This is a genomic window from Streptomyces sp. NPDC057474, from assembly GCF_042802555.1.
Classification (GTDB): domain Bacteria; phylum Actinomycetota; class Actinomycetes; order Streptomycetales; family Streptomycetaceae; genus Streptomyces.
Genome location: NZ_JBHVDX010000081.1, coordinates 1 through 19007, shown reverse-complemented (window position 1 = coordinate 19007; position 19007 = coordinate 1). Strand labels below are relative to the sequence as shown.

At 69.9% G+C, this 19007-nt stretch carries 18 protein-coding genes; 10 read left to right on the top strand and 8 right to left on the bottom strand.

Going from position 1 to position 19007, the window contains the following annotated elements; genetic code table 11:
- Positions 1–293 precede the first annotated feature (293 nt).
- From ectA to thpD, 4 genes are read left to right on the top strand one after another with little or no spacing between them, the layout of a single operon-like run.
- A complete protein-coding gene (gene ectA, locus ACFU53_RS23020; RefSeq protein WP_383995395.1) occupies positions 294–824 on the top strand; it encodes a diaminobutyrate acetyltransferase in 531 nt (176 codons plus the stop codon).
- Between the two features lie 58 nt (positions 825–882).
- A complete protein-coding gene (ectB, locus tag ACFU53_RS23015; protein WP_383995392.1) occupies positions 883–2154 on the top strand; it encodes a diaminobutyrate--2-oxoglutarate transaminase in 1272 nt (423 codons plus the stop codon).
- Positions 2155–2203: 49 nt separating this feature from the next.
- On the top strand, positions 2204–2608 hold the full coding sequence (locus ACFU53_RS23010; RefSeq protein WP_383995389.1) for an ectoine synthase: 405 nt from the start codon (positions 2204–2206) through the stop codon (positions 2606–2608).
- Between the two features lie 7 nt (positions 2609–2615).
- On the top strand, positions 2616–3530 hold the full coding sequence (gene thpD / locus ACFU53_RS23005) for an ectoine hydroxylase (protein ID WP_383995385.1): 915 nt from the start codon (positions 2616–2618) through the stop codon (positions 3528–3530).
- 202 nt (positions 3531–3732) lie between these two features.
- Here thpD and ACFU53_RS23000 read toward each other — a convergent pair whose 3' ends face one another.
- From ACFU53_RS23000 to ACFU53_RS22970, 7 genes are all read right to left on the bottom strand, one after another.
- Positions 3733–4893 (bottom strand): maleylpyruvate isomerase family mycothiol-dependent enzyme, encoded by a 1161-nt coding sequence (locus ACFU53_RS23000; RefSeq protein WP_383995382.1) that lies wholly within the window; start codon positions 4891–4893, stop codon positions 3733–3735.
- Positions 4894–4969: 76 nt separating this feature from the next.
- Positions 4970–5578: an RNA polymerase sigma factor gene (locus tag ACFU53_RS22995; RefSeq protein ID WP_383995379.1), complete on the bottom strand. Its 609-nt coding sequence runs from the start codon at positions 5576–5578 to the stop codon at positions 4970–4972.
- A 54-nt stretch (positions 5579–5632) separates the two neighbouring features.
- On the bottom strand, positions 5633–6682 hold the full coding sequence (locus ACFU53_RS22990) for an aminotransferase class V-fold PLP-dependent enzyme (RefSeq protein WP_383995376.1): 1050 nt from the start codon (positions 6680–6682) through the stop codon (positions 5633–5635).
- 97 nt (positions 6683–6779) lie between these two features.
- Positions 6780–7493, bottom strand: coding sequence for a DsbA family oxidoreductase (locus ACFU53_RS22985; RefSeq protein ID WP_383995373.1), 714 nt, complete (start codon positions 7491–7493; stop codon positions 6780–6782).
- Positions 7494–7572: 79 nt separating this feature from the next.
- Positions 7573–8085 (bottom strand): GNAT family N-acetyltransferase, encoded by a 513-nt coding sequence (locus tag ACFU53_RS22980; protein WP_383995370.1) that lies wholly within the window; start codon positions 8083–8085, stop codon positions 7573–7575.
- Positions 8086–8254: 169 nt separating this feature from the next.
- The gene (locus ACFU53_RS22975; RefSeq protein WP_383995367.1) at positions 8255–8863 is read right to left on the bottom strand and encodes a DUF1349 domain-containing protein; all 609 of its coding nucleotides are present in this window, start codon (positions 8861–8863) and stop codon (positions 8255–8257) included.
- Between the two features lie 127 nt (positions 8864–8990).
- Complete coding sequence (locus ACFU53_RS22970) at positions 8991–10520, bottom strand: aldehyde dehydrogenase (NADP(+)) (protein ID WP_383995364.1); 1530 nt, start codon at positions 10518–10520, stop codon at positions 8991–8993.
- 135 nt (positions 10521–10655) lie between these two features.
- Between ACFU53_RS22970 and ACFU53_RS22965 the strand changes: the two genes are divergently transcribed.
- Positions 10656–11429, top strand: a complete 774-nt coding sequence (locus tag ACFU53_RS22965) for an IclR family transcriptional regulator (protein WP_215454434.1) — start codon at positions 10656–10658, stop codon at positions 11427–11429.
- Positions 11430–11571: 142 nt separating this feature from the next.
- Positions 11572–13023 carry a peptidoglycan D,D-transpeptidase FtsI family protein gene (locus tag ACFU53_RS22960; RefSeq protein WP_383995359.1) on the top strand — a complete coding sequence of 484 codons (1452 nt, stop codon included), beginning with the start codon at positions 11572–11574 and terminating at the stop codon, positions 13021–13023.
- 75 nt (positions 13024–13098) lie between these two features.
- Here ACFU53_RS22960 and ACFU53_RS22955 read toward each other — a convergent pair whose 3' ends face one another.
- Positions 13099–14550, bottom strand: a complete 1452-nt coding sequence (locus ACFU53_RS22955; RefSeq protein WP_383995356.1) for an NCS2 family permease — start codon at positions 14548–14550, stop codon at positions 13099–13101.
- 269 nt (positions 14551–14819) lie between these two features.
- Between ACFU53_RS22955 and ACFU53_RS22950 the strand changes: the two genes are divergently transcribed.
- From ACFU53_RS22950 to ACFU53_RS22935, 4 genes are all read left to right on the top strand, one after another.
- Positions 14820–15422 carry a SigE family RNA polymerase sigma factor gene (locus ACFU53_RS22950; RefSeq protein ID WP_383995353.1) on the top strand — a complete coding sequence of 201 codons (603 nt, stop codon included), beginning with the start codon at positions 14820–14822 and terminating at the stop codon, positions 15420–15422.
- Positions 15419–16300 carry a hypothetical protein gene (locus ACFU53_RS22945; protein ID WP_383995350.1) on the top strand — a complete coding sequence of 294 codons (882 nt, stop codon included), beginning with the start codon at positions 15419–15421 and terminating at the stop codon, positions 16298–16300. Before ACFU53_RS22950 ends, ACFU53_RS22945 begins: the two co-directional genes overlap by 4 nt.
- 100 nt (positions 16301–16400) lie before the next feature.
- Positions 16401–17231, top strand: coding sequence for a pectate lyase (locus tag ACFU53_RS22940; protein ID WP_383995347.1), 831 nt, complete (start codon positions 16401–16403; stop codon positions 17229–17231).
- A 31-nt stretch (positions 17232–17262) separates the two neighbouring features.
- Positions 17263–18945 (top strand): rhamnogalacturonan lyase B N-terminal domain-containing protein, encoded by a 1683-nt coding sequence (locus ACFU53_RS22935; RefSeq protein WP_383995344.1) that lies wholly within the window; start codon positions 17263–17265, stop codon positions 18943–18945.
- Positions 18946–19007: the final 62 nt, after the last annotated feature.

The window sequence follows — 19007 nt, the reverse complement described above, 5'->3', positions numbered from 1 at the left end:
TTCAGCGGAATTCACAGGGCAGGACCCCGTATTCTTCTGCCCGCTCTCCCCTCCCCTAAACGCAAAGGTTTCGCGAACACCGACGGGGCTGATTCGAGCAGATCTCGTGAGGGTTACGCACGTGTGACCGACTCCACAACGCGCCCTTTTTGCGCGGTAATTTACGGGCAAACACCACCACATCGACCACGTCTCCCTGGGCCACTCACGCCCGCGTGATAACACGCGGGCAGCCCATGCGTAACCCCGCGCAGCGATGCAATTCGAAATTCCCCTCGGTAAATTCAAGCCCCATGACTGCCGCACAAGCAGAACCACTGACGGAAATCGCGGAAGGGATTCGGATCGACCGCCCGGGCGTGGCGGACGGCGCGGCGCTGTGGCGCATCGCCGGGGACTCCGGAGCCCTGGACCTGAACTCCTCGTACAGCTATCTGCTGTGGTGCCGGGACTTCGCGGACACCTCGGCGGTGGCGCGGGACGAGTCCGGGGAACCGGTCGGGTTCGTGACCGGGTACGTGCGGCCCGAGCGGCCGGACACCCTGCTCGTGTGGCAGGTGGCCGTCGACGAGGCGCACCGGGGGCTCGGGCTCGCGGCCGCGCTGCTGGACGGGCTCACCGCACGGGTCGCGCGACGGCACCCCTTGACCACCGTCGAGACCACCATCACGCCGGGCAACACCGCGTCCGAGCGCCTGTTCGCCTCGTATGCCGAACGTCATGGCGCGAGCGTCGAGCGCACGGTCCTGTTCGAGGCGGCGGACTTCCCGGACGGCCCGCACCAGCCCGAGATGCTCCACCGCATCGGCCCGCTGTCCCCCTGAGCCCCACCCGCACTCCCCCTCCCCCTCACTCCCCCCACGCACCGAGGAGCGATTCGACGTGACCATCACCCAGCCCGACCTGAGCGTCTTCGAGACCCTGGAGTCCGAGGTGCGCAGCTACTGCCGCGGCTGGCCCACCGTCTTCGACCGGGCGCAGGGCAGCCGGATGTACGACGAGGACGGCCACACGTATCTGGACTTCTTCGCCGGCGCCGGTTCACTCAACTACGGCCACAACAACCCCGTACTCAAACGCGCCCTCATCGACTATCTGGAGCGGGACGGCGTCACCCACGGGCTCGACATGTCGACGACCGCCAAGCGGGCGTTCCTGGAGTCCTTCCAGAACCTGGTGCTACGGCCGCGCGACCTGCCGTACAAGGTCATGTTCCCGGGGCCGACCGGCACCAACGCGGTGGAGTCGGCGCTGAAGCTGGCCCGGAAGGTGAAGGGGCGCGAGGCGATCGTGTCGTTCACGAACGCCTTCCACGGCATGTCGCTCGGGTCGCTCGCCGTCACCGGCAACGCCTTCAAGCGGGCCGGGGCGGGGATTCCGCTCGTCCACGGGACGCCGATGCCGTTCGACAACTACTTCGACGGGCAGGTCCCGGACTTCCTGTGGTTCGAGCGGCTGCTCGGGGACCAGGGGTCCGGGCTGAACAAGCCCGCCGCCGTGATCGTCGAGACCGTGCAGGGCGAGGGCGGCATCAACGTCGCCCGCCCGGAGTGGCTGCGCGCGCTCGCCGAGCTGTGCGAGCGGCAGGACATGCTGCTGATCGTCGACGACATCCAGATGGGCTGCGGTCGTACGGGCGCCTTCTTCTCGTTCGAGGAGGCGGGCATCACGCCCGACATCGTCACCGTCTCCAAGTCCATCAGCGGCTACGGGCTGCCGATGTCGCTCTGCCTGTTCAAGCCGGAGCTGGACATCTGGGAGCCGGGCGAGCACAACGGCACGTTCCGCGGCAACAACCCGGCGTTCGTGACGGCGACGGCCGCCCTGGAGGCGTACTGGGCGGACGGCTCCGTTATGGAGAAGCAGACGCGGGCACGCGGTGAGCAGGCCGAGCAGGCACTGATCTCGATCACCGAGGAGAACCTCGCGGATGTGAAGGAGTACCGGGGGCGCGGCCTGGTGTGGGGCATCGAGTTCCACGAGAAGGCGCGCGCGGGTCGGATCGCCCAGCGGGCCTTCGAACTCGGGCTGCTGATCGAGACGTCCGGCCCGGAGAGCGAGGTCGTCAAGCTGCTGCCCGCCCTCACCATCACCCCCGACGAACTGGACGAGGGGCTGCGCGTCCTCGCCCGGGCCGTGCGGGAAACCGCCTGAGGCCACAACGGAACACCTGAAGCACCTAACTAGGAGGCATCGCACCACCGTGATCGTCCGTTCGTTCAAGGACATCGAAGGAACCGACCGGCACGTGAAGTCTGCGTCCGGCACCTGGGAGAGCAAGCGGATCGTCCTGGCCAGGGAAAAGGTCGGCTTCTCCCTCCACGAGACGGTCCTGTACGCGGGTACGGAGACGTCGATGTGGTACGCGAACCACGTCGAGGCCGTCGTGTGCGTCGAGGGCGAGGCCGAACTCACCGACCAGGAGACCGGGCGGAGTTACACGATCACGCCCGGAACCATGTACCTCCTCGACGGCCACGAGCGGCACACGCTGCGCGTCAAGGAGGACTTCCGCTGCCTCTGCGTCTTCAACCCGCCCGTCACCGGACGGGAGGACCACGACGAGAACGGCGTCTACCCGCTGCTCACCGAGCCCGAGGAGGTGTGACATCACCATGACCACGACCACCACGATGAACACTGCCACCACCGTTCCCGACCTCTACCCGAGCCGTGGGGCCACCGAGGTGTCGGTCCCGCGTCAGGACCCGGTCGTCTGGGGCTCCCCCGGCACGCCCGGCCCGGTCTCCCTCGCCGAACTCCAGGCGTACGAGCGCGACGGCTTTCTCCCCGTCGAGCAGCTCATCGCGCCGGACGAGGTCGCCGTCTACCGGCAGGAGCTGGAGCGGCTCGTCTCCGACCCGGCGATCCGCGCCGACGAACGCTCGATCATCGAGCCGCAGTCGCAGGAGATCCGGTCGGTCTTCGAGGTGCACCGGATCAGCGAGCTGTTCGCCCAGCTCGTGCGCGACGAGCGGGTCGTCGGGCGGGCCCGGCAGATCCTCGGCTCGGACGTGTACGTCCACCAGTCACGGATCAACGTGAAGCCCGGCTTCGGCGCGTCCGGGTTCTACTGGCACTCCGACTTCGAGACCTGGCACGCCGAGGACGGGCTGCCGAACATGCGGACGGTGTCCGTCTCGATCGCCCTGACCGAGAACCACGACACCAACGGCGGGCTGATGATCATGCCCGGCTCGCACCGGACGTTCCTCGGCTGCGCGGGGGCCACCCCGAAGGACAACTACAAGAAGTCGCTGCAGATGCAGGACGCCGGCACCCCCTCCGACGAGGCGCTGACGGCCATGGCCTCCGAGTACGGCATCAAGCTGTTCACGGGCAAGGCCGGTTCGGCGACCTGGTTCGACTGCAACTGCATGCACGGCTCCGGCGACAACATCACGCCGTTCCCGCGCAGCAACGTCTTCATCGTCTTCAACAGCGTGGAGAACACAGCGGTCGAGCCGTTCTCGGCGCCGGTACGGCGGCCGGAGTTCATCGGCGCACGGGACTTCACCCCGGTGAGGTGACCGGACAGCAGCCATGGAGTTGGCCCGGTACCTCGACGAGGGCCGGGCCAACTCACGTCACGTCCTACGGCGGACCACGCCGGGTGGTCCGTGTACCGTTCCTGGGCAGCGAGCAGGGCACAGACCTCACCCACTCGAATGTGGCATCGGCACCGAATTCGGTGCGTATCCGGCGCCTCTACGGCGGCTCCGAGGTACCCCCTCACAGCCACGCCAGTGACGCCGCCCTGTCCAGTACGTTCCGCGCGGCGCTCTCGTCTCCCGTGATCCCCCTCGGTACCTCCTCCGGCGCGTATCGGCCGCCCACCAGGAGGCAGAAGTCGATCGGGTCCAGGGTGAGTTCGGCGTGTACGGGCTCGGTGTCGGAGCCGAGGACCCAGCTGGTGTCGGTGGGCCCGGTGACCTCGAAGAGGACGGGAGGCGCGTCGTGGAGGGCCAGGCCGAGGATACGGACGGCCAGGCGGACCAGGGACCAGAGGTGTTCGTCGGGGGGCGGGGGGACTGCGAGGCCGAGGGCGCGGCCGATGTCGTCCGTGTGGATCCACGCCTCGAAGGCGCGGACCACGAAGTGGTCGGCGACCGGCAGTCGGAGGCCCATCACCGTCACGGCTCGGGCGGCGAGTTCGGGGGCGCCGGCCTCGGGCGTGGCCAGCAGCGCGGCGGCCTGCGCGGCCCAGGTGGCGACCGTCTCCTCGGGAGTGCGCCCGTGCTCGTGGGCGATGACGTCGGCGGTGCGCCTGGCCCAGGCGTCCCCGGCGGGGGTCCCCTCCGGGATGTGCGAGGCGGGCAGGCGCGCGTCGACGCCGAGGCGTACGGCGAGGTGCTCGTCGGCGGCGACGAGGTGCGCGACGGTGGCGTGCACGTCCCAGTCATGGACGACCGGTGTGCCCCAGCGGCCGTCCAACTCCGGGACCAGCGCCTGGAGTCCGGCAACGGCGGCGGCGTAAGGGGCGGCGTGGTGGGCGATCTCGGCTGCGCGGGGGCGGCGGGACCGGAGGGCGAGCGCGAGAACACCGTCAACGCTCCCGTTCACGGCGCCGTCCGGTAGGGCGGCGGCGCCACCGGACGGGACGCCCTCGGCCACACCCGGTACGGCTCCCGCGGCAGCACGCGCAGCGCCATCTCGTGCGGGGCCCGGCGCACCGCCCGGCAGAGCCCTTGACCTCGGCCCCGGCTCCGGCGTCGGCCCTGGCCCCGCCGCACCGTCCAGCAGTCGTACCGTGTCGCGGAGCCGTTCCGCCTCCGCCGCGCACGACTCGCAGCCGGCCAGGTGCGGGCGGACCGTCCACCGGTCGCCGGGTGGGAGCGCGCCGACGGCCCAGGCGGCCAGCAGCTCCCGTACGCCGTCGTGGTCGTTGGTCATCGCGCGCCGCCCTTTCGCCCTGGCACGTCCACGATACGCAGGGCCCGCGCGGTCCGGACGGTCCCGTGTGCCCCCATCACACGCCTCTCGCCGCTGCCGGGTCCGGTGGGTCCGCCAGGGACTCCGCCAGCTTGCGCAGGGCCGAGCGGAGCCGGGTCTTCGCGGTGCCCTCGGGTATGCCCAGCTCGACGGCGGCCTGGCGGTAGGTGCGGCCCGCGAAGTAGGCGAGGTGGACCACCTCCCGCTGGGGACGGGGGAGTTCGGCGAGGGCGGTGTGCAGCTTCAGGGAGCGCTCGCGGTCGACGAGCGCCTCGTCCGGGCCGGGGCCCGCGTCGGGGATGGCGTGCAGCGCCGAGTCGTCCGCGCGGGTGTCCTTGCGGTGCCGGGCCTCGCTGCGCACCCAGTCCACGGCCCGTCGGTGGGCGACCATGGACAGCCAGGTGCGCAGCGAGCCCCGGCGCGCGTCGAAGCCGTACGGCCTGCTCCACAGCTGTGCGAAGACCTCCTGCGCCACGTCCTCGGCGGCCGCCGGGCTGCGGGTGACCCGGACGGCCACCCGCCGGACAAGTCCCCCGTACGCCGCGTACGCCTCACGCAGCGCGGACTCGTCCCCGTACACCAGCCGCCGATGCAACTCCACATCGATGGACGGCTGTTCGAGCGTCGGCTCCACCGGCACCACCACCTCGTGATGCCTTCCTAGCGTCCTGGCGCGGTCCGCGCCAGTGGGTCTCGGAAGTCAGCCGGACAGGACGTCCAGGAGCCGGTCGACGTCCGTTCGCGTGTTGTACAGGTGGAAGGCGGCCCGCAGATGGCCTGCGCGGTCGGAGACCTCGACCCCCGCTCGGCTCAATTCCGCCTGCCGGTGGCCGAGTCCGGGCACCGACACGATCGCCGATCCGGGCGCCGGAACCGGCTCGTGGCCGAGGCCGGCGAGCCCCGCGCGGAACCGGTCGGCCAGCGCCAGATCGTGATCCCTCACGTTCGCCACGCCCAGCTCCTCGATCAGCGCCAGGGACCGGCGGGCGCCGGCGTACGAGAACAGACTGGGGCTCTCGTCGAACCGGCGGGCGGAGCGGGCGAGTTCCTCGACCGGGCCGTAGCAGCTGTCCCACGGCACCTCCCCCGCGACCCAGCCGGCGAAGACGGGGGTGAGGCCGCCGAGGTCCTCCGGGACGACGAGGAAGGTCACTCCGCGCGGGCAGACGAGCCACTTGAAGGCGACGGAGACGACGTAGTCGTACGCGTCCGCCTCGATCGGCAGCCAGCCGACGGACTGCGACGCGTCGACGTACGTACGCGCCCCCTGTGCCCGCGCGGCCTCGCGGATCGCGCCCAGGTCGGCGACCCGGCCGTCGGCGGACTGCGTGGCGCTCACCGCGACGAGTGCCGTGCCGGGGCGCACCGACTCGGCGACGCGCTCCAGCGGCACCTGGCGCACCTTGAGGTCGCCGCGCACATGGAAGGGGTTCACGAGCGACGTGAAGTCGGCCTCGGCGGTCAGGACCTCCGCGCCCTCGGGCAGTGCGGCCGCGATCAGCCCGCTGTAGACGGCGACCGAGGCCCCGGCCGCCACCCGGCGGTCCGGCACCCCGACGATCCGCCCGAACGCCGCCCGCGCGGCCTCCACATCGGCGAACATGTCCTGCGGCTGCCCGGCCGCCACGGACTCCACTCCGGCCTTCACGGCGTCCACCGCGCGGGCCGGCAGCAGCCCGGTACTCGCGGTGTTCAGATAGGTGTTCTTGGGGGCGAACTCGGTACGGACGAGGCTTTCGAAGGTCTCCATGACACCACTGTGGGGCCGCGCATATCCCACGTCCATTGAGATGTTTTGCGTGCTTTCCCCAAGCAATGCTTATGCATGGCAGCTGACCTGCACTGCACTACTGAGGCACGGCACACCCGTCCGGCCCGCAAGCCTCCGCGTCCTCCGCCTGCACCAGCTTCAACGGCGGCCGCTCCCCCCACGCCTGGGCCAGAGCCCGCTCGAACACCTCCGCGGGCTGAGCCCCGGAAACCCCGTACTTCCGGTCCAGCACAAAGAACGGCACCCCGTTCGCCCCCAGCTCCGCCGCCTCCCGCTCATCGGCGCGAACCGCGTCCGCGTACGCACCCGAGTCGGCGAGCACCCTGCGTGCGGCCTCCCCGTCGAGCCCCGCCTCGACGGCCAGCTCGACCAGGTACTCGTCGGCGTCGGCGTACACGGACCGCTCCTCGGCGAAGTTCGCCCGGTAGAAGGCCTGCAGCAGCTCGCTCTGCCGTCCCTGCTCCTCGGCGAAGTGGATCAGGCGGTGCATGTCGAAGGTGTTGCCGTGGTCACGGCCCTCGGCCCGGTAGGCGAGTCCCTCGGCCGCGGCCTGCTCACGGAGGTTGTGCTCGCCGGCCTGGGCCTGCGCCGCGCTCATCCCGTACTTCTTGGTCAGCATGGTGAGGACCGGCTGGACGTCGTCCTTGGCACGGCCCGGGTCGAGCTCGAAGGAGCGGTGCACCACCTCGACGCCGTCGCGGTGCGGGAAGGCCGCGAGCGCCTTCTCGAAGCGGGCCTTGCCCACGTAGCACCAGGGGCAGGCGATGTCGCTCCAGATCTCGACGCGCATGGTGTCAGCTCTCTCCAGGTCGTACGGGTACGGAGACGCCCTCCGCTTCTACGGTTGGTGAACGTTCAAGCAGCCTGGCTCATTCCCCGGTCACCGTGAAAGTGAGCAGGATGTGGTGGTCGGCCGGGGTGGGCGGATGCTGCGGGTCCGGGGTCCAGCCCAGGCCGGCGCAGAAGGCGCGGGCCCGGTGGTTGTCGACGTGCACGGAGAGGCCGGCCGTGCGCTTGCCGTCGGCCCGCCACTCCTCCACGCAGGCCGCGTGCAGGGACCGGCCGGTGCCCCGGCGCCGGCGGTCGGGGTCGACGTGGAACTGCGCGAGGTGGACGGTGTCGGCGGGCGCCCCGTCGGCCGTGCGGAAGGAGGCGATGCCGGTGATGCGGCCGTGCTCCACGGCGCACAGCACGTGGCCGTCCGGTCGCTCGATGGCTCGCCGCCAGGAGGCGAGCCAGTCCGTGTCGTCGTCGGGGGTGTTGTCCGGGTAGTACGTCGCGCGGGCTCGGGCGTGGAGGGAGGTGATGGCCGGGGCCTCGGCGGGGAGCGCGGTCCTGATCACGCGCGCTCCGGTCACTCGGTTCACACGGTTCTTGATCATGCCGGTGAGGACGTGAGCAGGGGCGGCGTGGTTCCGGGGGTGTTTTTCGCCCCCGCCGCCCCCACCCGTCCCATCCACAGGGGCCGCGCGCCCCTTCGACCCCGTCAAAGATTCGGGGCTCCGCCCCGGACCCCGTTCGCGCAGTTACCCGCGCCCCTGAAAAACCGGGTCAGCTGCCGTTTCTCAGGTCCTTCGGCCAGTTGGGGCGGAATTCGATCTCGTCGTACGTGACCACGCAGCCCTCGCCCATCGGGGACTGGGTCATGAAGCCGATGAGGGCGGCGCCGCTCTCGTACTCGTCGGCGAGGGTGAAGAGGCGGACGAAGGTCCACTCCTTGCCGTCGCGGGAGGCGTGGAAAGCGAAGGCGCGGCCGGTGCGGCTGACCCGCAGCCAGACCGAACTGCCCTCGACGGTGAAGGAGTTGGCGTCGTCGGAGTGTCCCCGGGTGACCACCGTGCACACGGTCGGCACGTCCGGTGAGTTCTCCAGGCAGAGCTTCGCCCAGGCCCGCTGCCCCACGTGGACATACAGCACGCCCGCGTCGAACCCGGCTGCGAAGCCGACGGTGACGCGGGCGATCAGCTGGAAGTCCCCCTCCGGCGCCCCCAGCAGCCGGGGCGCGTCCGAAGCGGGGTCCAGACCGTCGTCCGTGGGCGGCACAAAGCGGTCCTGCCGGGCACCGGCCCACCCGGTGAGCACCCCGTCCTCATAGGACCAGTGCCCATCGGGCCCATATGTGCGGAGAGAGAACGGGAGTTCGGGAATATCGACGTCCATTGGGAGATTCTTACAGCTCCCGGCCCGCTGCCGCGCCCCTTCAGGGGCGCGGGGAACTGCGCGAGCAACCACGACGCCCGCGCAGTCCGAAACGAACCGCACCCCCTACGGCACTCCCCGCGGAGCGCTACCGCTCCAGAACGCCGTTGAACCGTCGCGGCAGCCCCCGCGGGTTGTCGTCCCGAAGCTCCGCCGGAAGCAGCGCCTCGGGCGCCCCCTGGTAGGCCACCGGCCGCAGCCACCGCTCGATCGCCGTACCGCCCACCGACGTGGACGTGGACGTCGTCGCCGGGTAAGGACCGCCGTGGTGCTGGGCCGCAGCCACAGCAACACCCGTCGGCCAGCCATTCACCAGCACACGCCCGGCCAGCGGCGTCAGCTCGGCCAGCAGCTCCGGCCCACGCCCCTCCCCGGCGGCCTCCCCACCGGAGACGTGCACCGTGGCGGTGAGGTTGCCCGGCAGGCGGGACAGCACCGACTTGGCCTCGTCCTCGTCCTCGTAGCGCGCCACGACCGTGAGCGGCCCGAAGCACTCCTCCAGGAGCAGGTCGTGCTCGCCCTCGGCCGCCAGCTTGCCGGCGGGGACGGTCAGGAATCCGGGGCTGACGGTGTGCTCGCCGCCCGCGCCGGCGGTCACCGGCGACTCCACCTCGGGCAGTTCGGCGCGCTCGGCGACACCGGCGAGGAAGTTGTCACGCATCCGGTGGTCCAGCAGGACCCCGGAGTCGACGTCGCTGACCGCGTCGGTGAGCGACTTGAGCAGTCGGTCACCGGCGTCACCGGCGGGCGCCAGCACCAGCCCGGGCTTCACGCAGAACTGGCCGACGCCGAGAGTCATGGAGCCGGCGAGCCCCGCGCCGATCGCCTCGGCGCGCTCGGCGGCGGCGGCCTCGGTGATGAGGACGGGGTTCAGGGAGCCCAGCTCACCGTGGAACGGGATCGGCACGGGCCGGGCGGCCGCCGCGTCGAAGAGGGCGCGGCCACCGCGTACCGAACCGGTGAAGCCGGCGGCGGTGACGAGCGGGTGCTTGACCAGTTCGACGCCCGCCTCGAAGCCGTGGACGAGGCCGAGGACACCCTCGGGGATGCCGTGCTCGGCGGCGGCCCGGCGCAGCACGATCGCGACCAGCTCGGACAGCGCCGGGTGGTCGGGGTGGGCCTTGACGACGACCGGGCACCCGGCGGCCAGCGCGCTCGCCGTGTCGCCGCCGGGGACGGAGAAGGCGAAGGGGAAGTTGGAGGCCGAGTAGACGGCGACGACGCCCAGCGGGACCTTGTAGCGCCGCAGGTCCGGGATGGGCGGGGTCGCGGTGTCGTCGGGGTGGTTGATCACCACGTCGAGGAACGCGCCCTCGTCCACGATGTCGGCGAAGGCCCGCAGCTGGTAGCAGGTGCGGGCGAGTTCACCGGTGAGCCGGACCGGGCCGAGCGCGGTCTCGGCGTCGGCGACCTCGACGAGCTGGTCCTTGGCCGCCTGGAGCTGGTCGGCGGCGGTGCGCAGGAAGGCCGCGCGGACCGTGCGGTCGGCCAGGGAGCCACGGGCGGCGTGCGCCGCGCGGACGGCGGCGTCCACCTCCTGGGCTGTGGCCTCCACCGCAACCTGCTCGCGCTGCTTCCCGGTTCGGGGGTCGACACTCCAGACTGGTGCTGCTGCCACCGGGGGTTCCTCCACGTATTCCTGAGCGTATTTCTGGGTCCATTCACCAGGGTCGTTCGATATGCTGAACGCTGTCTCTGATGATGAATATGCTGTCTGAGACTATTTCCCGTCGAACGATAGGGGTCAAGGGCGATGTCGGCAGTCGAGACGGGCGGCGGAGCACAGGTCAAGTCGGCGGTACGGACCGTTGAGCTGCTCGAATACTTCGCCGGACGCCCCGGCATGCACTCCCTGGCGGCGGTCCAGGAGGCCGTCGGTTACCCCAAATCGAGCCTGTACATGTTGCTCCGCACCCTCGTGGAGCTTGGCTGGGTCGAGACGGACGCGACGGGCACGCGGTACGGCATCGGCGTACGGGCACTGCTCGTCGGCACGTCGTACATCGACGGCGACGAGGTGGTGGCGCTGGCCCGGCCGACGCTGGACCGGCTCTCGGACGACACGACGGAGACGATCCACCTGGCCCGCCTCGACGGCACGAACGTCGTCTATTTGGCCACCCGCCAGTCGCAGCACTATCTGCGTCCCTTCACCCGTGTCGGCCGTCGACTGCCCGCCCACTCCACCTCGCTCGGCAAGGCGCTGCTGGCCACCCACACCGACGAGCAGGTCCGCAAGCTGCTCCCGGAGACCCTTCCGGCGCTGACGGAGCACACGATCACCGACCGGGAGCAGCTCATCGAGGAGCTGCGCCAGATCCGCGAGCAGGGCTTCTCCGTGGACCGCGAGGAGAACACGCTCGGGCTGCGCTGCTTCGGCGTGGCGATCCCGTACCGCACACCGGCCCGCGACGCCATCAGCTGCTCGGTCCCGGTGGCCCGGCTGACCCCCGCCCACGAGCAGCTGGTCAAGGACGCCCTCTTCGACGCGCGTGACCGGCTGACGCTGGCGACGCGGCGGCTCTGAGCCGGCACGGCGGCAACCCCGAGCCAGACCCCGAACCAAGACCCTGAACCGGCTCGGGGGCAACCCCGGTTTCATGAAGACCTGATGAGGAAACCGGGCGAAGGGAACGATTGATCGCATCCCGCTCGTCCTTCCGGGTGCGATGAACAAGACGATCAGGCGCTCCGCCGTCTTCACCCTGCTGCTCGTGCTCGCCCTGCTGGTGAGGGCGAGCTGGGTGCAGTTCTACGAAGGCACGGCGCTCGCGGACGACCAGGACAACCGGCGCAACGTGATCAAGACGTACGCGGACCCGCTCGGGAACATCATCGTGGCCGGCGACTCGATCACCGGCTCGGTCCGGACGAAGGACGGCGACCTCGCGTACAAGCGCACGTACACGGACGGCGAGCTGTACGCGGCCGTGACGGGCTACGCCTCGCAGGCCTACGCGCCGACGCAGTTGGAGGGCATCTACCAGGAGCTGCTCGACGGCACGGACCTCCGGCTGAAGACCGTGATGGACACGGTCACCGACAAGCAGGCCGACCCGGGCAATGTGATCACCACGATCGAACCGGCCGTGCAGAAGGCGGCGTTCGAGGCGCTCGGTGACAAGAAGGGCGCGGCCGTGGCGATCGACCCGACGACCGGGAAGATCCTCGCGGTGGTGTCGACCCCGTCGTACGACCCCTCCTCGCTCACCGACGTCAACACCGCCGGTGCGGCCTGGAAGAAGCTCAACGCGGACGAGGACAAGCCGCTGACCAACCGTGCGCTGCGCCAACCGCTGCCGCCGGGATCGACGTTCAAGCTGGTCGTGGCGGCGGCCGCGCTGGAGGACGGGCTGTACGCGTCGGTCGATGACAAAACGGTCAGCCCGGACCCGTACACCCTGCCGGAGACGACCACGGAGCTGTCGAACGAGAACCCGAGCGCGCCCTGCGAGAACGCCACGATCCGTACGGCGCTGCAGTACTCGTGCAACAACGTCTTCGCGAAGATGGCCGTCGACCTCGGCCAGGACAAGGTGCGGGCGACGGCCGAGAAGTTCGGCTTCGACGACAAGACGCAGGACGTGCCGGTGCGGGCGTACGAGAGCGTCTATCCGTCGGACATGAACAAGTCCTCCACGGCCCTGACAGGCATCGGCCAGTACGACGTCACCGCGACGCCGCTCCAGATGGCGATGGTGTCGGCGGCGATAGCCAACGGAGGCAAGCTGGTCTCGCCGCACATGGTCGCGCAGATCACCAACGGTGGTGGCGACGTCCTGGAGGACTACGACGCCGAGGCGAGCACCGAGGAGATCATGAACTCCGACACCGCCGAGCAGTTGCAGTCGGCGATGCAGACGGTCGTCGAGGACGGCACGGGCACGAACGCGCGGATCAGCGGGGCGACCGTGGGCGGCAAGACCGGTACGGCCCAGCACGGCGAGAACAACAGCAAGACGCCGTACGCCTGGTTCACGTCGTACGGGAAGGCCGACGGCAAGGAGGTCGCTGTCGCGGTCGTCGTGGAGCAGTCGAACGCGGCGCGGTCGGAGGTCAGCGGTAATGGGCTGGCGGCGCCGGTCGCCAGAGCTGTCATGGAGGCGGCGCTGAAGGACTGAAGGACCACCTGAAGAAGAAGGGCCGCCCTCTCTCCCCCCGGAGGGCGGCCCTTCGCCGTCACGACAGGCCGCGCCTCACCTCACACCGAACAGCTGCTGAATCGGGTTGATCGCGAAGTACACCAGGAACAGGGCCGAGGTGGCCCACAGCAGCCAGTGGATCTCCTTCGCCTTGCCGAGGACCGTCTTGATCAGGACGAAGGCGAGGAAGCCGGCGCCGATGCCGTTGGTGATGGAGTAGGTGAACGGCATGACGGCGATGGTGAGGAACGCCGGGATGGCGATCTCGTACTTGTCCCAGTCGATGCTCTTGACCTGGGTCATCATCAGGAAGCCGACGGCGACGAGCGCGGGCGCGGCGGCCTGCATGGGGACGATGGTCAGCAGCGGGGTCAGGAAGAGCGCCACCGCGAAGAGGCCACCGGTGATCAGGTTGGAGAAGCCGGTGCGCGCGCCCTCGCCGACGCCGGCCGCGGACTCGATGTAGGAGGTCGCGGAGGACGAGGAGGAGGCACCGCCCGCGACGGCCGCGGCGCCGTCGATGAGGAGGACCCGGCCGAGGTTCGGGACCTTGCCCTCCTCGTCCAGCAGGCCCGCCTCGGCGGTGATGCCGACGACCGTGCCCATGGTGTCGAAGAAGTCCGACAGCAGCAGGGTGAAGATCAGCAGGACGACCGTGATGACGGTGGTCTCGCCGAACGAGCCGAACAGGCTGAAGTCGCCGATCAGTCCGAACTCGGGGGCGGCGACGATGTCGTCGGGGACCTTCGGCGTGGTCAGGCCCCAGCTCTTGATGTCGGCCACCGAGTTGATCACGATCGCAACGACGGTCATCGTCAGGATGCTGATCAGGATCGCGCCCTTCACCTTGCGGGCGAGCAGGCCGATGGTCAGCAGGACGCCGAGGCAGAAGACCAGGACGGGCCAGCCGGACAGCGCGCCGGTGGCGCCGAGCTGCACCGGCACGGTGGTGTTCGCGATGTCCGGGATCCGGCTGACGAACCCGGCGTCGACGAAGCCGATGAAGGCGATGAACAGACCTATGCCGACGCTGATCGCCTGCTTGAGCGGCTGCGGAATGGCGTGCATGACGGCCTCGCGCAGGCCCGTGACCACCAGGACGCAGATCAGCAGGCCTTCGAGGACGACCAGGCCCATCGCGTCGGACCAGCTCATCAGCGGGGCTATCTGGAAGGCGACGACGGCGTTGAGCCCGAGGCCGGCGGCGAGCGCGAGCGGCAGGTTGCCGCCGACGCCCATGATGATCGTCATGACCGCGGCCACGAGGGCGGTGGCGGTGACGAGTTCGGCACCGTCGAGGGTGTGGCCGTACTTGTCCTTGGCGTTGCCGAGGATGATGGGATTCAGGACAAGGATGTACGCCATCGTGAAGAACGTGGCGAAGCCGCCGCGTGTCTCACGGGCGAAGGTGGATCCCCGGGCGCTGATCTTGAAGAAGCGATCGACGCTGTTCGCCCCGGGTGGCTCGGCTGCGGGGCGGTCGGCCACCTTCTGTGCGTCGGACATGAACGGTGCTCCTAGTGACGTGCGTGGACTACGCGCGGATGCTGGCTGGATTGTTCCCCCGTTGAACCCGATTCAGGTTTTCTTCGTGTTACGGAATCGGAATTATCCCTGCAAGACGGCGTTCGACGCCGCGTACGAACACCTTTCACGATCACTGCTACTCTTCCGGATCTCGTCGGGGGTCGACCCCCGACGATCACATGTCATTCACATGACACGCACAGGCAGCCGGCTCGGCTGCTGTGGCCGCAGCGAGAAGAGAGGTCCCCGTGGGCACTGTCGTCGACGACGCAGCCTCCGTGGAGTTCCACGCCTTCTTCGAACGTCACTATGCCGAACTGTCCCGCCTGGCTCACCTGTTGACGGGTGAGGCGGATGCCGCCGACGACCTGGCCGCGGACGCGTTGCTCGCGATGTGGCACCGCTGGGACCGGGTCCGCGCTGCGGACCATCCGGTGGCGTACGCCCGTGGCATCGTCGCCAATCTGGCCCGCACCCGCATCCGCAGCGCGGTCCGTGAGCGCCGAAGGATCACGCTGTTCTGGTCCCAGCGCGAGGAGAAGACCGAGAATCCCGATGTGCCCGGCGTGGTCGACGTCCAGTCGGCGCTGCGCAGGCTGCCGTTCCGCAAGCGGGCGTGTGTGGTCCTGCGGCATGCTTTCGACCTCTCGGAGAAGGACACGGCGCTCGCCCTCGGGGTCTCGGTCGGTACGGTGAAGAGCCAGACGTCCAAGGGGATGGCCGAGTTGCAGAAGCTGCTCGGCACCGAGGACGCGCCACGGCGTATGCATGCCGGCATCACGAGCGGGGGCGTGAGGGGCGCGAGTGTGACCGGCGCGGGTGCGCCGGGCAGCGGAGGAAGGGACCGATGACGGACGTGCACGAGGAGCTGCGTGCCCGGCTGCGCGAGTCGGCCGAGGCGCACGAGCCCGACCGCGCCCGCATCCTGGCCCGGATCGAGCGCGGTATGGCCGCCCCCGAGAAGCGCCGGAGCCGCGAGGCGACCCGGCCGCCGCTGTGGGGCTGGGTGCGGGTGGTCACCGCCACCGCCGGTGTCGCGGGTGTGCTCGCGGTCGGCGGGTACGCGGTCGCCTCCGCGGTGAAGGGCGACGAGACACCGCCGGCCGACCGGGGAACCGTCGTGGTCTCCCCGACCCCCGTCGACTCACCGGCCGCGACGAGCCGGGCGCCGATCCACCCCGACCACCCGAGCCCGAGCACCGGCGGCAAGCCGGAGAGCGAGCCCAGCTCGACCCCGTCGAAGAACCCGTCCACCAAGGTCACGACCGCGCCGGAGCTGCCCACCTCGGGGGACGAGGAGGACGGTCCGCTCCGGTCGGACGGCTCGGTCGACCCGCACAGCAACGACTTCTGGGCGCAGAGCAATCTCACCCTGAAGACGAGCGAGCAACTCACCGAGCTGACCGTCCAGTTGCGGATCGCCCAGACCGGCGGGGTCACCTCGGCCGGCGCCTGGCGCTCGCTGCCGGAGCAGGACTTCGACCTCACGGTCGAGGCGGACGACGGCTTCCTGGTCTACACCTGGGTGCTCAAGGACGGCCGTACGGTCCCGAAGGGCGAGTTCGTCTTCGCCGGGCAGTACAACCACGAGCGCGGCGGGCGTGACGCGGGCGACGACCGCTACGCGATGACCGCAAAGGCCGAGAAGGCTGCCGGCGAAGGCCTCGCGGTGGCGGGCGACTTCGAGGGCCACGACGACAACGACTCCTCGGACGAGGGCGATTCGTAAAAAAGATCTTTCGTGAAAAAGATCTGCGGACACGGCAACCCTTTCTCCACCGGTGGCGACCAGTAGGCGCAAGAGTCACCACCGGCAAGGAATCGGGCACATGACCGCACCTGCAGAACAGCGCGTCCGGCACCGCCGTCGGGTCACCGGCCGGCGGGCCGTGATCGGCTCGGTCGCCGCCCTCGCCCTCACCGGCGGCGCCCTCGCGACGACGTCGCTGCTGTCCAGCGCCGGCGCCGCCGCCACCTGGCCGACGGCCAAGGGCAGCAAGGCCGTGGCCAGGACGATCGAGGTCTCGGGCACGTACGACGGCAAGCTGAAGAAGTTCTTCGGCAAGGGTGCGCTCGGCGACGGCAGCCAGGACGAGGGCCAGGACCCGATCTTCGAGCTGGCGGACGGCGCGGTCCTGAAGAACGTGATCATCGGCGTCCCTGGGGCGGACGGGGTGCACTGCAAGGGCAGCTGCACCCTGAAGAACGTGTGGTGGCTGGACGTCGGCGAGGACGCGGCCAGCTTCAAGGGCAAGTCGTCGAAGGCCGTGTACAAGGTCGTCGGGGGCGGCGCGAAGAAGGCGTCGGACAAGGTCTTCCAGTTCAACGGCGCCGGGAAGCTCAACATCACCGGCTTCCGGGTGCAGGACTCCGGCAAACTGGTGCGCTCCTGCGGCAACTGCAAGAAGCAGTACAAGCGCACGATCGTGCTCAGCGACATCGACGTCGTGGCGCCCCTGAAGGCGATCGTCGGTGTCAACGCCAACTACGGCGACACCGCCACGCTGTCGAAGATCCGCATCCATGGTGACCCGAAGAAGAAGGTCAAGACCTGCGTGCGCTTCAAGGGCAACAGCTCGGGCAGGGAGCCCACCCAGATCGGTGTCGGCGCGGACGGAACCACCTGCAAGTTCCCGTCATCTGCCATCACGTACAAGTAAGCCAAGATCCGACAATCCCGGAGTACCACCCTTGAGCACCCACAAGAGACGCCTCACGCGCCGGCGCGTGCTCGGGGCAGGCGCGCTCGGCGTCGCCGCCACCGGCGCCGCCGTAGCGGGCGGCACCGGCCTCCTCTCCACCGCGTCCGCCGCCGGCTTCGGCCACTCGGACGACGGAAAGAACTTCGTCGTCGACACCGGGGCGAACCTCGTCTTCAAGGTCTCCAAGACCACCGGCGACCTGACCTCCCTGGCCCACAAGGGCAAGGAGTACGAGGGCTACGGCGGCAAGCACTCGCACGTCGAGTCCGGGCTCGGCGCCTCGACGGTCACCATCAGACAATCCGGGTCGACGATCCTGATCAAGGCCGTGCACGGCGCGATCACCCAGTGGTACGCGGCCCGCAGCGGCCAGAACAACATCTACCTGTGGACCGACAAGGCGGACGCCTCCTTCACGGCGACCCGATTCCTCGTCCGCCTCAAGCCCGGGAGGTTCCCCAACGAGGGCCCGGACTCCTGGATCGAGGCCTCCGACAAGGTCATCGAGGCCGGTGACGTCTGGCGGCGCGCGGACGGCACGACCCACTCCAAGCACTACTCGGGCAAGCGGGTGATCGACTACGACCACATCGGCTTCACCACCGGTTCGGTCGGCCTCTGGATCGTCCGCTCCAACCACGAGAAGGCCTCCGGCGGCCCCTTCTACCGCTCCCTGCTCCGCCACTCCAACGACCTCGGCGCCGGGCTCTACGAGATCCTGCACTACAACCAGGCCCAGACCGAGGCGGAACGTTTCGGCCTGCAGGGCCCGTACGTCCTGGCCTTCACGGACGGCGGGGCGCCCTCGGCCTCCCTGTCCCACGACAGGCTGGACACCTCCTGGGTGGACGGTCTCGGCATCACCGGCTGGGTCGGCAAGGCCGGGCGCGGCAAGGTGGCCGGTGTGGGCCTCAAGGGCATGGACGCGAAGTACGCCTACACGGTCGGCTTCGCGAACAAGGACGCCCAGTACTGGGCGAAGGCCGCCGCCGGCACCGGCGCGTTCTCCTGCAAGGGCATGCTGCCGGGCACGTACACGCTGACCGTCCACAAGGGCGAGCTGGCCGTGCACACCCGGGAGGTGAAGGTGACGGCGGGCGGTTCGACCGCGCTGAACAGCATCACCGTCACCGGCGACCCGTCCACCGCGAAGACGGTCTGGCGGCTCGGCGACTGGGACGGCACGCCCGGCGAGTTCAAGAACGCCAAGCTGATGACGTACGCGCATCCGTCCGACGGCCGAGCGGCGAAGTGGACGGGCAACGTCACGCTCGGCAGCGGGGACCCGGCCGCGTCCTTCCCGGCGTACATCTGGCAGGACGTCAACGACGGCATCCAGGTCTTCTTCAAACTCACGGCCGCCCAGGCCGCCGCCGCGCACACCCTGCGTATCGGCGTCACGGACGCGTTCGCGGGCGGGCGTCCCCGGGTATCTGTCAACGACTGGGTCTCGCCGATCCCGGCGGCCCCGAAACAGCCCTCCACCCGCTCGCTGACCACGGGTTCGTACCGGGGGAACAACCACACGTTCACCTACAGCGTCCCTGCCAGTGCGTGGAAGTCGAACACCAGTGAGTACAACGTCCTGAAACTCAGCATCGTCAGTGGTTCGAGCGGCACGGCCTTCCTCAGCCCGGGCACCTCGTTCGACTGCGTGGACCTGCTGGCCTGAGCCCCCCTCGGCCGGCAGCAGGTGCCGACCAGAGCCCCCCTCGGGGTCGGCACGACACAGAC